17 protein-coding genes are annotated in these 14,917 nt (G+C 63.7%); 13 read left to right on the forward strand and 4 right to left on the reverse strand.

Annotated elements, in window-relative coordinates; translation table 11 throughout:
* Positions 1-46 precede the first annotated feature (46 nt).
* From secY to QA643_RS16425, 9 genes are all read left to right on the forward strand, one after another.
* Positions 47-1,378 carry a preprotein translocase subunit SecY gene (secY, locus tag QA643_RS16385; RefSeq protein ID WP_283034132.1) on the forward strand — a complete coding sequence of 444 codons (1,332 nt, stop codon included), beginning with the start codon at positions 47-49 and terminating at the stop codon, positions 1,376-1,378.
* 76 nt (positions 1,379-1,454) lie between these two features.
* Positions 1,455-2,300: an adenylate kinase gene (locus tag QA643_RS16390; protein ID WP_283034133.1), complete on the forward strand. Its 846-nt coding sequence runs from the start codon at positions 1,455-1,457 to the stop codon at positions 2,298-2,300.
* Positions 2,301-2,506: 206 nt separating this feature from the next.
* Positions 2,507-2,875, forward strand: coding sequence for a 30S ribosomal protein S13 (rpsM, locus tag QA643_RS16395; protein WP_283034134.1), 369 nt, complete (start codon positions 2,507-2,509; stop codon positions 2,873-2,875).
* A 129-nt stretch (positions 2,876-3,004) separates the two neighbouring features.
* The gene (gene rpsK, locus QA643_RS16400; protein ID WP_006021048.1) at positions 3,005-3,394 is read left to right on the forward strand and encodes a 30S ribosomal protein S11; all 390 of its coding nucleotides are present in this window, start codon (positions 3,005-3,007) and stop codon (positions 3,392-3,394) included.
* 104 nt (positions 3,395-3,498) lie between these two features.
* Entirely contained in the window at positions 3,499-4,530 is a 1,032-nt protein-coding gene (locus tag QA643_RS16405) for a DNA-directed RNA polymerase subunit alpha (RefSeq protein WP_283034135.1), read from the forward strand.
* A 159-nt stretch (positions 4,531-4,689) separates the two neighbouring features.
* The gene (gene rplQ / locus QA643_RS16410; protein WP_283034136.1) at positions 4,690-5,109 is read left to right on the forward strand and encodes a 50S ribosomal protein L17; all 420 of its coding nucleotides are present in this window, start codon (positions 4,690-4,692) and stop codon (positions 5,107-5,109) included.
* Between the two features lie 127 nt (positions 5,110-5,236).
* A complete protein-coding gene (gene greA / locus QA643_RS16415; protein ID WP_283034137.1) occupies positions 5,237-5,695 on the forward strand; it encodes a transcription elongation factor GreA in 459 nt (152 codons plus the stop codon).
* A gap of 26 nt (positions 5,696-5,721) precedes the next feature.
* The gene (locus QA643_RS16420) at positions 5,722-6,021 is read left to right on the forward strand and encodes a DUF1330 domain-containing protein (protein WP_283034138.1); all 300 of its coding nucleotides are present in this window, start codon (positions 5,722-5,724) and stop codon (positions 6,019-6,021) included.
* A 151-nt stretch (positions 6,022-6,172) separates the two neighbouring features.
* On the forward strand, positions 6,173-6,520 hold the full coding sequence (locus tag QA643_RS16425; RefSeq protein ID WP_283034139.1) for a DUF1236 domain-containing protein: 348 nt from the start codon (positions 6,173-6,175) through the stop codon (positions 6,518-6,520).
* A gap of 63 nt (positions 6,521-6,583) precedes the next feature.
* Here the strand turns inward: QA643_RS16425 and QA643_RS16430 are convergent, their stop codons facing one another.
* The 4 genes from QA643_RS16430 to QA643_RS16445 all read right to left on the reverse strand — a co-directional run bounded on the left by QA643_RS16430 (position 6,584) and on the right by QA643_RS16445 (position 10,891).
* Positions 6,584-6,967 carry a hypothetical protein gene (locus QA643_RS16430; RefSeq protein WP_283034140.1) on the reverse strand — a complete coding sequence of 128 codons (384 nt, stop codon included), beginning with the start codon at positions 6,965-6,967 and terminating at the stop codon, positions 6,584-6,586.
* Positions 6,968-7,268: 301 nt separating this feature from the next.
* Positions 7,269-8,762 carry an amidase family protein gene (locus tag QA643_RS16435; protein ID WP_283034141.1) on the reverse strand — a complete coding sequence of 498 codons (1,494 nt, stop codon included), beginning with the start codon at positions 8,760-8,762 and terminating at the stop codon, positions 7,269-7,271.
* A 7-nt stretch (positions 8,763-8,769) separates the two neighbouring features.
* A complete protein-coding gene (locus tag QA643_RS16440; protein WP_283034142.1) occupies positions 8,770-9,747 on the reverse strand; it encodes a tripartite tricarboxylate transporter substrate binding protein in 978 nt (325 codons plus the stop codon).
* A gap of 130 nt (positions 9,748-9,877) precedes the next feature.
* Positions 9,878-10,891, reverse strand: a complete 1,014-nt coding sequence (locus QA643_RS16445; protein WP_283034143.1) for a zinc-binding alcohol dehydrogenase family protein — start codon at positions 10,889-10,891, stop codon at positions 9,878-9,880.
* A 127-nt stretch (positions 10,892-11,018) separates the two neighbouring features.
* Here QA643_RS16445 and QA643_RS16450 point away from each other — a divergent pair, with 127 nt between their 5' ends.
* The 4 genes from QA643_RS16450 to QA643_RS16465 all read left to right on the forward strand — a co-directional run bounded on the left by QA643_RS16450 (position 11,019) and on the right by QA643_RS16465 (position 14,915).
* Positions 11,019-11,396, forward strand: a complete 378-nt coding sequence (locus QA643_RS16450) for a helix-turn-helix domain-containing protein (protein WP_283034144.1) — start codon at positions 11,019-11,021, stop codon at positions 11,394-11,396.
* Between the two features lie 83 nt (positions 11,397-11,479).
* On the forward strand, positions 11,480-12,874 hold the full coding sequence (locus QA643_RS16455) for a DegQ family serine endoprotease (protein ID WP_283034145.1): 1,395 nt from the start codon (positions 11,480-11,482) through the stop codon (positions 12,872-12,874).
* The gene (locus QA643_RS16460; protein ID WP_283034146.1) at positions 12,871-14,208 is read left to right on the forward strand and encodes a replication-associated recombination protein A; all 1,338 of its coding nucleotides are present in this window, start codon (positions 12,871-12,873) and stop codon (positions 14,206-14,208) included. Before QA643_RS16455 ends, QA643_RS16460 begins: the two co-directional genes overlap by 4 nt.
* Positions 14,205-14,915 carry a tetratricopeptide repeat protein gene (locus QA643_RS16465; RefSeq protein ID WP_283034147.1) on the forward strand — a complete coding sequence of 237 codons (711 nt, stop codon included), beginning with the start codon at positions 14,205-14,207 and terminating at the stop codon, positions 14,913-14,915. The genes QA643_RS16460 and QA643_RS16465 overlap by 4 nt, the downstream gene beginning before the upstream one ends.
* Positions 14,916-14,917 lie beyond the last annotated feature (2 nt).

Genomic DNA, 14,917 nt, shown 5'->3' on the forward strand with positions numbered 1-14,917 from the left:
CCCGGAGCGGGCCTCGGCCTCGGAGGCGACGGGAGAAAGCCTGAACATGGTCTCAGCAGCAGAACAACTTGCCGCCAACCTCAATTTCGGCGCTCTGGCGAAGGCCGACGAACTGAAGAAGCGCATCTGGTTTACGCTGGGTGCGCTGCTTGTTTATCGGCTGGGCACCTATATCCCGCTGCCCGGCATCGATCCCGCGATCTGGGAACAGGTGTTCAAGTCGCAGGCCGGCGGTATTCTCGGCATGTTCAACATGTTCGCCGGCGGTGGCATCCACCGCATGGCGATCTTTGCGCTGAACATCATGCCGTACATCTCGGCATCGATCATCATCCAGCTCCTCACCACGGTTTCGCCGCAACTCGAAGCGCTGAAGAAGGAAGGCGAGGCCGGCCGCAAGACGCTGAACCAGTACACGCGCTATTTGACGGTGATCCTCGCCGCGTTTCAGTCCTACGGCATCGCCGTCGGCCTGCAGGGCGCCGGCAACGTGGTCAGCGACCCCGGCATCTTCTTCCTGCTCTCCACCACGATCACGCTGACCGGCGGCACCATGTTCCTGATGTGGCTCGGCGAGCAGATCACCTCGCGCGGCATCGGCAACGGCATCTCGCTGATCATCTTGGCCGGCATCGTGGCCGAATTGCCCTCGGCGCTCGCCAACATGCTGGAACTGGGCCGCCAGGGCGCGCTGTCGACCGGCCTGATCCTGATCGTCATCGTGATGGCGGTCGCCGTGATCGCCTTCATCGTGTTCATGGAGCGCGCGCAGCGCCGGCTCTTGATCCAGTATCCGAAGCGCCAGGTCGGCAACAAGATGTTCGAGGGCCAGTCCTCGCATCTGCCGCTCAAGCTCAACACCTCGGGCGTGATTCCGCCGATCTTCGCCTCGTCGCTGCTGCTGCTGCCGGCGACGGTCGCGAACTTCAACGCCGGCAAGGGACCGGAATGGTTCCAGTGGCTCAACACGCAGCTCAGCCACGGTCGCCCGCTGTTCCTGTTCCTTTATCTGGCGCTGATCGTGTTCTTCGCCTTCTTCTATACGGCGATCGTATTCAACCCGACCGAGACCGCCGACAATCTGAAGAAGCATGGTGGCTTCATTCCCGGCATCCGCCCGGGCGAGCGCACCGCCGAATATATCGACTACGTGCTGTCCCGCGTCACCGTGCTCGGTGCGATCTATCTTGCGATCGTCTGTCTGATTCCCGAGATCCTGATTTCCTATGCGTCGGTGCCGTTCTATTTCGGCGGCACCTCGCTTCTGATCGTCGTCAGCGTGACCATGGATACGGTGGCGCAGGTGCAGGGTTATCTGCTCGCCCATCAGTATGAAGGGCTGATCAGGAAGTCCAAGCTGCGGGGCCGTCGCCGCTGATCAGCGGCCACGCATGGTCTGAAATTTCAATAAAGGTGTGCGGGGTTTCGCTCACCAAGCCGGGGGGCGAATAGTCATGAGATTGATCCTTTTGGGGCCGCCGGGGTCGGGGAAGGGTACCCAGGCGCAGCGGCTGGTGCATCGCTACGGGATCGTGCAGCTCTCGACCGGCGAGATGCTGCGCGCGGCGGTAGCCGCCGAGACGCCGGTCGGGCTGAAGGCCAAGGACCTTATGGCCAATGGCCAGCTGGTGCCTGATGAGATCGTGGTCGGAATCATTTCCGACCGCATCGACCAGCCCGATGCCGCCAAAGGTTTTGTTCTTGACGGCTTCCCGCGGACGGTGCCGCAGGCCGAGGCACTCGATGAACTCCTGAAGAAGAAGCATCTGCGCCTCGACGCGGTGGTCGAGCTGCGCGTCAACGAGAGCGCGCTGCTGCAGCGCGTCGAAACCCGCGTCGCCGAGATGCGCGCGCGCGGCGAGGAGGTCCGTGTTGACGACACGCCGGAAGTGCTGACCAAGCGATTGGCCGCCTACCGGTCGCAGACCGAGCCGCTGATCCACTACTATTCGGAGCGGCGCAAGCTCGCCACCGTCGACGGCATGATGTCCATCGAGCAGGTGACCCGCGAGGTTAACCGGATCCTGTCCGCCGTCGGTGCGCTGGAACCCAAGGCGGCGCCGGCCCGGAAGGCCAAGGGAGCCGCCAGGAAGAGCGCCAAGCCAGCCGCTAGATTGGCGGCCAAACCAGCCAAAAAGGCCCGTAAGGTCGCCAAAACGGCCTCGAAGGGGGGCAAGAAAGCCGGCCGGAAGGCTGCTGCGGCGGTCAAGGGGCGGGGAGCTGGCAAGGCCAGGAAGGCGGCCAAAAGGGCTGTCCCGAAGGCGGCCAAGAAAGTCACGAAAAAGCGAGCTAAACGCTAGAATCGGTTGACGAAACCCGTTTGAATCCCTTAATAAGCCCCGCATCCAGATCGGATAGTTTTCAGACGATGCCGGGCCCCGGGAAACCAAGGGGTTAGGGCGTCGTGTTCGCGTTTGTGGACACCTGCCCGAGCGAAGCAAGACAAGGCGCGCGAGCGTCTTAACCGAAATGTCCGGCCCGGTGGCCGGCGACAGGAGAGAATTCCGTGGCCCGTATTGCCGGCGTCAATATCCCGACCAACAAGCGCGTCCTGATCGCGCTCCAGTACATCCATGGCATCGGCCAGAAGAACGCCGCCGACATCATGGATAAGGTGAAGATCCCGCTGGATCGTCGTGTCAGCCAGCTGAGCGACCAGGAAGTCCTGCAAATCCGCGAAGTGATCGACCGCGATTATCTCGTCGAAGGCGACCTTCGCCGTGAGACCGGCATCAACATCAAGCGCCTGATGGACCTCGGCTGCTATCGCGGCTTGCGTCATCGCCGCGGCCTGCCGGTGCGCGGCCAGCGCACCCACACCAATGCGCGCACGCGCAAGGGCCCGGCCAAGGCGATCGCCGGCAAGAAGAAGTAAGTTTCGCGAATAGCGAAATAGGGAGTGGCGAATAGTTCTGTTCGCTACTGGCCATTCGCCACTCGCTTTTTTTCGGTGTAGCCGCTGGCAGTACGGCGGCGTTTGAGATCACAGGAAGGTTTTAGGATAATGGGCAAGGAAGCCACCCGCGTACGCCGCCGCGAACGCAAGAACATCGCCTCCGGCATCGCGCACGTGAATTCGTCGTTCAACAACACGACCATCACCATCACCGACGCGCAGGGCAACACCATCGCCTGGTCGTCGGCCGGCACGATGGGCTTCAAGGGCTCGCGCAAGTCGACCCCCTATGCCGCACAGGTCGCGGCGGAAGACGTTTCCAAGAAGGCGCAGGAACACGGCATGCGCACGCTGGAAGTGGAAGTTGCCGGCCCCGGTTCGGGCCGCGAATCGGCGCTTCGCGCGCTGCAGGCTGCGGGCTTCACCGTGACGTCGATCCGCGACGTCACCACGATCCCGCACAATGGTTGCCGTCCGCGCAAGCGCCGGCGGGTTTGATGTTCGATTGCGGGCGGTTCTGCCGCCCGCAATTGTTTTTGGAATTTTCCGCGGACTGATCCGCGATCTCCAACGCCAGTGATCGGATTACCATCGACTGGCCCATGGGTGACAAAGTGACGATCCAGAAAAATTGGCAAGAACTGATTCGACCGAACAAGCTGCAGGTGACGGCGGGCTCCGACGCGAGCCGGTTTGCCACCGTCGTCGCCGAGCCGCTCGAGCGCGGTTTCGGCCAGACGCTCGGTAACGCGCTGCGCCGCATCCTGCTGTCGTCGCTGCAGGGCGCCGCCGTGCAGTCGGTGCACATCGACGGCGTGCTGCACGAGTTCTCCTCGATCGCGGGCGTTCGCGAGGATGTCACCGACATCGTGCTCAATATCAAGGACATCTCGATCAAGATGCAGGGCGAAGGCCCCAAGCGCATGGTCGTGAAGAAGTCGGGCCCGGGTGTCGTCACCGCCGGCGACATCCAGACCGTCGGCGACATCGTCGTGCTCAACCCCGACCTGCAGCTCTGCACGCTGGACGAGGGCGCGGAAATCCGCATGGAGTTCACGGTCGCCGCCGGCAAGGGCTATGTCGCCGCCGAGCGCAACCGTCCCGAGGACGCGCCGATCGGCCTGATCCCGGTCGACAGCCTGTTCTCGCCCGTGCGCAAGGTCTCCTACAAGGTCGAGAACACCCGCGAGGGCCAGATCCTCGACTACGACAAGCTGACCATGACGATCGAGACCAACGGCGCGATCACGCCGGAGGACGCGGTGGCCTATGCCGCTCGCATCCTGCAGGATCAGCTCAACGTGTTCGTGAACTTCGAAGAGCCGCGCAAGGAAGTCGCGCAGGAGATCATCCCGGATCTCGCCTTCAATCCGGCCTTCCTCAAGAAGGTGGACGAGCTCGAGCTGTCGGTGCGTTCGGCCAACTGCCTGAAGAACGACAACATCGTCTATATCGGCGACCTCGTGCAGAAGAGCGAAGCGGAAATGCTCCGCACCCCGAACTTCGGCCGCAAGTCGCTGAACGAGATCAAGGAAGTGCTGGCCCAGATGGGTCTGCATCTTGGCATGGAAGTGCCGGGCTGGCCGCCGGAGAACATCGACGAGCTGGCCAAGCGCTTCGAGGATCACTACTGAGTTTTCGTCATTCCGGGGCGCGCGAAAGCGCGAACCCGGAATCTCGAGATTCCGGATCGCCGCTTCGCGACGTCCGGAATGACTGGGGCGAACGCAGGAAGCCCACCTGAGAAACTTGTCGCTGAACCACCGCGACAGAATTGAAGAAGGAATAGTCCAATGCGTCACGGCAAGGTTCACCGCAAGCTCAACCGCACCGCCGAGCATCGCCGCGCGATGTTCGCCAATATGTGCGCCGCGCTGATCAAGCACGAGCAGATCGTCACCACGCTGCCCAAGGCCAAGGAGCTCCGCCCGATCGTGGAGAAGCTCGTCACCCTCGGCAAGAAGGGTGGTCTCTCCATGCGCCGCCAGGCGATCTCCGAGATGCGTGACAAGGACCAGGTCAAGAAGCTGTTCGACACGCTGGCGCCCCGCTACAAGGACCGCCAGGGCGGCTACACCCGCATCATCAAGGCCGGCTTCCGCTACGGCGACAATGCCCCGATGGCTGTGATCGAGTTCGTCGACCGCGACGTCGACGCCAAGGGCCAGGATTCCGGCCCGGTGCAGGAAAAGGCGGCCGACGAAGCGGCGTAAGCCTTTCGGACCGGTTCAGTCAAAAGCGGCGCTTCGGCGCCGCTTTTTTGTTGGCTGGCGCACCCCGCGCCGTCATCACTGCGTGATGACATAGGAACCGCGCCGGGCCACCAAGCGTTGACGTCCCATGAGTAGAGCTTTCGTCAAGGAAACTGCGGACGTCGAGGATCTGCCTGACCGGCCGATCTCCGATCTTCCGAATGACGTCACGGCTGAAGGTCTGGACCGGATCGAGCAGGCGTTGGCCGCTGCCGAGGCGAACCAGGCTGCGGCGCAATCCGCCGGTGATAGCGCGGCCTTGGCCAGCGCGCGCCGCGATCTCCGCTACTGGAGTGCGCGCCGCGCCACCGCGAAGGTCGCCCCTGAACCCGCGGACAATTCGGTCGTGCGGCTCGGCCACACCGTCACCATCGTGCGCGAGGATGACCGCCGGCAGACCTTCCGTATTGTCGGGGAAGACGAAGCGGATCCCGCGCACGGCACGATCTCGCACGCCGCGCCGCTGGCGCGCGCGCTGTTCGGCAAGGCGATCGGCGATGTCGTCGCCATCGCCGGAGGCGAGGCGGAGATCCTGGAAATCCGGTGATCTGCAAAACCATCCGGCGAGTGAAGATGTCAGCCTATGTCATTTCTGAAGTCGGCGAGGTGCGCGACGCGGCAGCATTCGAGGCCTATCGAACCATCGCGGCGAAAGCGATCGCGGCCTATGGCGGGCGCTATCTGATCCGTGGCGGCGCGGCAAATGTGGTCGAAGGCGTCCCGCCGCCGAAGACTATTATTGTCGTCGAATTTGCGACGATGAATCGATTGCGCGAATGGTACGCCTCGCCGGAATATGCCGAAGCATTGAAGCTGCGGCAGGATGCGTTCGATCGGCGACTGATCTTTGTCGAGGGCCTGTCGCCGGCGTGAGGTGAATTGCGGCTGGCGGCTCCGATGCCGTACGGCCAGTGCCATATCGTTGCATATTCAACGCGTTGCGGCGCCGAATTCTTGCCGGAACAACACGCTGGAAAATCTGTTTCCTCGAAAGCCGCGCTGATGCGGTTTGAGGAGGAACTAGATGAAGAAGCTGTTCATACTTGCGGCGGCAGCGTCGCTGGTTGCGACGATGGCCAATGCGCAGACGACCATCACCACCGAGACCACGACCGGTACCGCCGGCGCGGCAGTTCGGATCGAGCCGGAATACCGCACGAGGATCAAGAGCTACGTGACGGAGCACAAGATCCGTCCGGTCGAAACGCGCGAGCGGATTGTGGTTGGCGCCCAGGTGCCGACAGATGTCGAGCTAGCGCCGGTGCCTTCGGACTGGGGTCCGTCGGTGACGAAGTATCGCTACGTCTATTCGAACAACCGCGTGATGCTGGTCGATCCGGCCACGCGTACCGTGGTGCATGAGATCGATTGAGGCAGTCTCGTCGCTCCATGCAAAAAGGGCCGCCATTTTCGGCGGCCCTTTTCATTTGGTGCGTCACCAGTGATGCCAGTGACGTCGATGGTAGAAACGCGGACCGTAGAACCGCGGGCCGCCATAGTAAGCGTAAGCGGGCCGAATCACGCGGCGGTAGCGAACGACGGGATAGTAGGGTTCGCTGTAATAACCACCGTAATAGGCCGGCGCATAGCCGCCGTAATAGCCGGGGTAGTAGCCGTCATAGTAGCCGTAGCCGGGACCATAGGCGTAGGCGTTCGAAGCCAACCCGCCGATCACGGCGCCCGCGATCAGTCCGCCAGCCAAAGCGCCGCCCCAGCCCCAGCCCCCTCCGCGCCAGTGGGCTTCCGCTGGCGAAGGTGCCGTTACCGCCGTCAAGCCCAGGACCGCTGCTGCGGCCAAAGCCAAAGGTGCCTTCCTCATGACCAACTCCTTTCCGTAGTCTGACAGTCGCTAAACACTTTCGGGTGAAGTTCGTTTCTCAGGGCGCTCGTCGCCAATGCGCTACTGCCAAATTTAACTTTGATGAACATGCGTTCAGGGCGACGCGGGCCATCTGCCGACAAGAATCGTCAAGATCCGAGCCGTTTGGAACTCAAGGCTGCGTGAGCCGGCCCGATCTGGCTGCGGCGAAATCGCCGGGCACTGCTAATGCCGGTCACCGTGTTTTTGGATTTACTAGGAAAGGTTGCGTTCAATCCATAGAGGCCGAATCCTCGCCGTCTTAATCAAAAGCGCGAAAACCCGGCCGAGAGGCCATCGGCGGCTGGCGGCCGAGCCACGCGATATCGGGGATGGGGCGGGCCGTCTCCGGATTAGCGCCGAGCAGCGCCTCGATCTCGCGGGCGACCGCGAGCGTCGCGGCATCGCCGCCGCGCGGGCCGACGATCTGGATGCCGAACGGCAGTCCGGCGCCGTCGCGGCCAGCCGGTATCGCCACCGCCGGATGCCCGGCATTGGTCACTGCATAGGCCATCGCCAGCCAGTGGAAATAGGTTTTCGTCGCTACGCCGTCGATCATGGCCGGGTAGAGCTCCGACCACGGCCGCGGGGAGATCGTGACCGCCGGGGCGATGACGAAATCGTGCTGGCCGAAGAACTGCTGCCAGTTTCGATAGAGCGTCGTTTGCAGCGAGAGCGCGCGCGCGACATCAAGGGCGGAATATCCCAGGCCCTCGGCGACGTTGTCGCGAATATTGGGACCGACCTTGTCGGGGTGTTTCTCGACGAGGTCGCGGTGGCGACCAAGGAACGCGACGGCGCGCAAGACCCGGAACACTTCGTCGGCATGGCTGCAGTCCGGATGCGTCCATTCGAGGCTGCGGAACGTCGATCCGAAGGTAGCGATCTTCTTCCTGAACGTCTCGGCGATGGCGCGCTCGGTCGGCGCAAAGCCGAAATCGGTCGTCGCCGCGATCCGCAAGGTGGCGAGATCGACCGGAGGCGGATTGCGATAGGCCGTGGTCACCGGCGTGCCGCCGGCATGCAGGATCGCCGACAGCGGATCGCGTGCGTCACGGTCCAGCATGCAGGACAGCATCAGGCAGGCGTCCGACACGTTTCTCGCCATCGGGCCGAGCTGCGAGATCTGCAGCCAGGCCATGTTGCGGCTGTTGCTGGCGATCAGCCCGGGCGAGGGGCGGAAGCCAACGACGCCGCAGAACGCGGCGGGATTTCTGACCGAACCGCCGGTGTCCGAGCCGGTCGCCAGCGGCACCATGCCCGCGGCGAGCGCCACCGCCGATCCGCCGGACGAGCCGGCGGCGGAGCGTTCGGGATCGAACGGATTGCCGGTCGCGCCATGAAGCGCGTTGCGGGTGTTGCCGCCCGCGCCCCATTCGGGGACGTTGGTCTTGCCGACGACGATGGCGCCGGCCCGTTTGAGCATCGCGACGATCGCCTCGTCGGCCGCCGCGATATTGTCGGCGAACAGCACGCTGCCGAAACTGGTCGGCAGCCCCTTGGCGTCGATCAGGTCCTTCACGCCGAGCGCTAGCCCGTGCAGGGGCCCGAGCTCGTCGCCGCGCATCACCGCGGCCTCGCTTTCCCGCGCCGCCACGCGCGCCGTATCGAACGCGCGCGCGATGATCGCATTGACGGCAGGATCGACCTTCTCGATCCGACCGATGCAACTGTCCATGAGTTCGACCGGCGAAAGCTTGCGCTCGCCGATCAGCGCCCGCGCCGTGACGGCGGGCAGATCGCACGGCTCCGTCATCTCAGAACTACTCTTCCTTGATGCCGCCCTGGCGGGCCAGCTCCTTCATCTCGGCGGTTTCCTTGGCGATAAATCCCGGCCAGTCCGAATAGCGCTTGAAGCCGGGCTCATAGCCGACCTTCTGGAAGCGCTCGATCACCGAAGGGCTCGCGATCGCCTCTTCCAGCGTCGAGGCCAGCCGGTCGCGAATGGCCGGCGGCGTCCCCTTGGGCACCACGACAGTGCCCCATGAGACAAGGTCGATATTGGAATAACCGAGCTCAGCGAGCGTCGGAACATCAGGGAGGAACTGCGAGCGCTTGGCGGAGAACACCGCCAGCGGGCGAACCGTGCCGGCTTCGATCTGCGGCCTGATCGCGATCACGGTATCGACGTGGTACTCGATGTGCTTGCCGATCAAATCGTTCATCGCTGGCGCGCTGCCGCGATAGGGCAGGTGCACCATCTTGATGCCGGCACTCGACTTGAACAGCTCGCCGGCAAAATGCGAAATGGTCGCCACGCCAAACGACGCCAGCGACAGCTTGTCGGGATTGGCCTTGGCGGCCGCGACCAGCGCCGCAACGTCCTTGATCGGATTGTCGCGATGGGTGACCAGCACCATCGTGATGGTGCCGGTCTGGGCGATCGGCTCGAAATCCTTCGCGCTGTCATACGGCACGTTCTCCTTCACCGCATTCTGCAAGGTGAAGGTCGAATTCGAGCTGGAGAACAGGGTGTATCCATCGGGAGCCGCGATGGCGACCTCCTTGGCGGCGATCGTGGTGCCGCCGCCGGGGCGATTGATCACGATCACGGGCTTGCCGAGGCGCGTCTCGAGCTCGCCGGCAATGATCCGCCCGACGACATCGGAGGCCCCGCCCGCCGGGAAGGGCACGATCAGCTGCAGCGGCTTTTCGGGATAGTTGGCTTGCGCCATTGCGATCGACGGACACACCGCCACACAGGCCGACGCAATCGCGGCCGCCAGAAACTTACGCACCATGTCGAAACAGGCCTCCTGTCTTGCTTAACCCCCGGCAATTCGCGCCGGGGTTTTTGCCGACAGGCCATCCCGGATCGATGGCAACAGCGTTCCCTAAATCGATTTCTCGATCAACCCTGTTGTTTGGTCGCTACCATCCCTCCAGCACGATCTTGCCGCGCGACTTGCCGCTTTCCAAAAGCGCATGTGCCCGTTTCAGGTTAGCTGCGTTGATGGTACCGAAAGTCTGATCGAGCGTGGTGCGCAGCACGCCTTTGTCGAGCAGATCTGCCACATCGTTGAGCAGATGATGCTGGGCGATCATATCAGGCGTCTGGAACGAGGAGCGCGTGAACATCGATTCCCAGTGCACCGAGATCGCCTTGCCCTTGAAGGCGGACATGGTGAATTCCGGGGGATCGTCGATCAGGCCGAACTTGCCCTGCGGCGCCATGAACTCGGCGATGCTCTTATAGTGCTGATCGGTGAAGGTGAGGCTCGCGACGAGCGCGACCGGCGGCAGCTTCAGCTTCTCGATCTGCTCCTTCATCGGCTTGCCATGATCGATCACGGCATGGGCGCCGAGATCGAGGCACCATTTTTGCGATTCGGGCCGTGTGGCGGTGGCGACGACGGTGAGGCCGGTGAGGCGGCGCGCAAGCTGGATCAGGATCGAGCCGACGCCCCCGGCGCCGCCGATGATCAGCAGCGTGCGCGGATCGAGGCTCTTGCCCGGCACGGCGCCGAGCCGGTCGAACAGCAATTCCCAGGCGGTGATCGAGGTCAGCGGCAGCGCCGCGGCCTGTGCGAACGACAGCGATTTCGGCTTGCGGCCGACGATGCGCTCGTCGACCAGATGATATTCCGCATTGGTGCCCTGACGCAGGATTGAGCCGGCGTAAAACACTTCGTCGCCCGGCTTGAACAGGGTGACGTCGGGACCGACGGCATCGACGATGCCGGCTGCGTCATAGCCCAAAATTTTGGTCTCGCCCTCCGGCGGGGCGGCGCGCTTGCGCACCTTGTAATCGACCGGGTTGGCGGAGATCGCTCTTATGGCGACGCGGATGTCGCGGCCAGCCGGTTCCGGCTTGGCGGCCTCGAAATCGATCAGCGCATTGGCATCCTCGATGGGGAGCGATTTGCGGTATCCGACGGCTTTCATGTCCGTGTCTCCTTGTTGGAAGTGTTGGTTTCCTACCTGTCGTGCTGGCATCCAATTGGCAAGTACTGTAAATTCGGGGAACTAGTCCCTGTTTGGATACTATTGGAAAAAATCCCGGGAAAACCTCATGAAGCGGCGAGATTTTGCCCGACGGCCGGGCTGTGCGGTGGAAGCCACGCTCGACCTGATCGACGGCAAGTGGAAGGGCGTGATCCTGTTTCATCTCCTGGCCGGCACCCAGCGCTTTGGGGAGTTGCGGCGGCGGATGCCTGGGATTACCCAGCGCATGCTGACCAAGCAGCTCCGCGCGCTCGAGGAGGACGGGCTGGTGATCCGAAAAGTCTACGCCGAGGTGCCGCCGCGGGTCGAATATACGCTGTCCGAGATCGGCGAGAGCCTGCGTCCCGTCATCGAGACGCTCAGGGCCTGGGGCGAGAGCCACCAGCAACGGCTATCCTGTGGGCCCGCGCCCGACGCCGTCAAAGCATCCGATCGCGCCGCGTAGAAGCCGTTATTGTGTACCGCTTTATCTTCTATCGTTGCCGCCCCGCATCTATATGTGTGGCGCTCATTCCCAGGGTTTTCGAGATGAATTTGATCCGCTCCGCCGTTCTGCTGCTGGCTTCCGTCGTCGTTGCAACGCCGGCACTGGCGCAGGACCGCCGCGTGCCGTCCTCCGGCGCCGAGCTGCGGCTGTCCTACGCGCCGATCGTGCAGCGCGTCCAGCCGGCCGTGGTGAACGTCTATGCTGCGAAGACTGTGCAGAACCGCAATCCGCTGCTCGACGACCCGATCTTCCGCCGCTTCTTCGGCGTGCCCGGCCAGCAGCCCGAGCAGATGCAGCGTTCGCTCGGCTCGGGCGTGATGGTCGACCCGGCCGGGCTCGTCGTCACCAACAACCACGTCATCGAGGGGGCCGACCAGGTCAAGATCTCGCTCGCCGACAAGCGCGAGTTCGAGGCCGAGATCGTGCTCAAGGATAGCCGCACGGATCTCGCCGTGCTGCGCGTCAAGGATGGCAGGGAGAAGTTTGCGACGCTGGACTTCGCTAATTCCGACGAGCTTCTGGTCGGCGACGTTGTGCTTGCGATCGGCAACCCCTTCGGCGTCGGCCAGACCGTGACCCACGGCATCGTCTCGGCGCTGGCGCGCACGCAGGTCGGCATCACCGACTACCAGTTCTTCATCCAGACCGATGCCGCGATCAATCCCGGCAATTCCGGCGGCGCGCTAGTCGACATGACCGGCAAGCTGGTCGGCATCAACACCGCGATCTTCTCGCGCTCCGGCGGCTCGCAGGGCATCGGCTTTGCAATTCCTGCCAACATGGTCCGCGTCGTCGTGGCCTCCGCCAAGAGCGGTGGCAAGGCGGTCAAGCGGCCGTGGCTCGGCGCCAAGCTGCAGGCGGTGACGCCCGAGATCGCCGAGACGCTAGGGCTGAAGCTCCCGAACGGCGCGCTGGTCGCCAATGTTTCGCCGAACAGCCCGGCGGCGCGCGCCGGACTGAAGCCGTCGGATTTGATCGTCGCGGTCGAAAGCCAGACGATCGACGATCCGAACGCGTTCGATTACCGCTTCGCGACCCGGCCGCTCGGCGGCGCGGCGCAGATTGACGTGCAGCGCGGCGGCAAGACCGTCAAGCTGACGGTGCCGCTGGAGACGGCGCCCGACAGCAACCGCGACGAGATCGTGCTCACCGGGCGCTCGCCGTTCCAGGGCGCCAAGGTCGCCAATATCTCGCCGGCGGTTGCCGACGAACTGCGTCTGGATTCGCAGACCGAGGGCGTCGTCGTGATCGACCTCGCGGACGGCGGCACGGCCGCCAGCGTCGGCTTCCAGAAGGGCGACATCATCCTGGCCGTCAACAACCAGAAGATCGCCAAGACCAGCGACCTCGACAAGGTATCGAAGGCCGGCTCCAGGCTATGGCGCATCGTCGTGGTGCGTGGCGGCCAGCAGATCAACGTGACATTGGGCGGATGAGTCCGAAGCAGCCCCGCGAAGCACCGAACCTCTTTGCCGCGGCAGGGATGGAAGAGGATGCGCCGCGTCCGCTTCCCGACCGGCTGCGCCCGCGTTCGCTCGCTGATGTCGTCGGGCAGGACCACATCCTCGGCCCCGACGGTGCGCTGACGCGCATGCTGGAGACGCGCACGCTCGGCTCGCTGGTGTTCTGGGGACCGCCCGGCACCGGCAAGACTACGGTGGCGCGGCTTCTGGCTGACGCCACCGAATTGCATTTCGAGCAGATTTCCGCGGTATTTTCCGGTGTCGCGGACCTCAAGAAGGTATTCGACGCGGCGCGGGCCCGGCGCGAGATGGGCAAGGGCACGCTGCTGTTCGTCGACGAGGTGCATCGCTTTAACCGCGCGCAGCAGGATTCGTTTCTGCCCGTGATGGAAGACGGCACTGTGGTGCTGGTCGGCGCCACCACGGAAAACCCGTCCTTCGAGCTCAACGCGGCGCTTCTGTCGCGGGCTCGGGTGCTGGTGTTCCATTCGCTTGACGCTGCCGCGATCGAAAAGCTCTATGCCCATGCCGAGAAGGTCGAGGGCCGCAAACTGCCGCTCGATGCCGAGGCGCGCGCCGTGCTGGTGCGGATGGCCGATGGCGACGGCCGCGCCGCGCTGACCTTGGCCGAAGAAGTCTGGCGCGCCGCGCGCAAGAACGAAATCTTCAACGCGGCGCAGTTGCAGGAAATCCTGCAGCGCCGTGCGCCGATCTACGACAAGTCCGCCGATGGCCATTACAACCTGATCTCGGCGCTGCATAAATCGGTGCGCGGCTCCGATCCGGATGCCGCGCTATACTATCTCGCGCGGATGCTGGATGCCGGCGAGGACCCGCTGTTCCTGGCGCGGCGCGTGGTGCGCATGGCGGTCGAGGACATCGGGCTTGCCGATCCGCAGGCGCTCGTCATCTGCAACGCCGCCAAGGATGCGTTTGACTTCCTCGGCCATCCCGAGGGCGAGCTCGCGATCGCGCAGGCCGTGATCTATCTCGCCACCGCGCCGAAATCGAATGCCGCCTACAAGGCCTTTGGCGCGGCGATGCGCACGGCGAAGGAGGGCGGTTCGCTGCTGCCGCCAAAGCATATTCTGAACTCGCCGACCAAGCTGATGAAGTCGGAAGGCTATGGCGCGGGCTACGAATATGATCACGACGCGCCGGATGCCTTTTCCGGACAAGACTATTTTCCGGAAGCGCTCGGACGGCAGACCTTCTACGATCCACCGGACCGCGGTTTTGAGCGGGAAATCCGCAAGCGGCTGGATTACTGGGCCAAGCTGCGCAGGGAACGAGGCCAGCAAGAATGAAATGTCTAGTGAAGCATTTTGGCCGGATCACCGGAGCAGCCGCCTTCGTTGTGGCAATGGCGCTGCCTGCCGCTGCCGAGACCGTCGAGGTGGCGCCCGGCGTGCAGGTGACGAAGCGGAGCTATTCCGCGCCGACCAACGAGCAGCCGTTCTTTGGATTTGCCGACAAGAACGCGGAAGAGAAGGCGGGCGACGAGAAATTCGTCAGCGCCATCGTCGCCGCGACTGGCACCCGCGAGAAGGCGTTCCAGGAAATCACCATGCGCGCATGGCGGGCGCTCAACACCGGCAAGATCCACGAGGCCGCGCTGCGATTCAATCAGGCGTTCCTGATCTCTCCGGCGGAGAGCGCCGTCTATCACGGCTTTGCCGTGGTCGCGCAATTTCGCTTCAACGACTTCGAAGCATCGGATGAATTGTTCAAGATCGCGCTCAAGCAGCCAGATCCGGTGAAGGCGTTGCGCGCCGATTATGGTCGCATGCTCTTGATCGCCAAGCGCCCGCGCGACGCCGAGCCGGTGCTGGAGCAGGCGGTCAAGGATGCGCCTGACTTCGGCGATGCCTGGACCAATCTAGCCGTAGCGCGTTTCCAGAACGGCAATGCCCCGGCGGCCTGCGCGGCGGTGGAGGAGGCGCTGAAGCGTCGTCCAACCAACAATTCCAGCCAGGACCTGATGACGGTGAAGAATCTCGCGCAGTGTAAGTAGCT

This window comes from Bradyrhizobium sp. CB3481 (genome assembly GCF_029714305.1).
GTDB lineage: Bacteria > Pseudomonadota > Alphaproteobacteria > Rhizobiales > Xanthobacteraceae > Bradyrhizobium.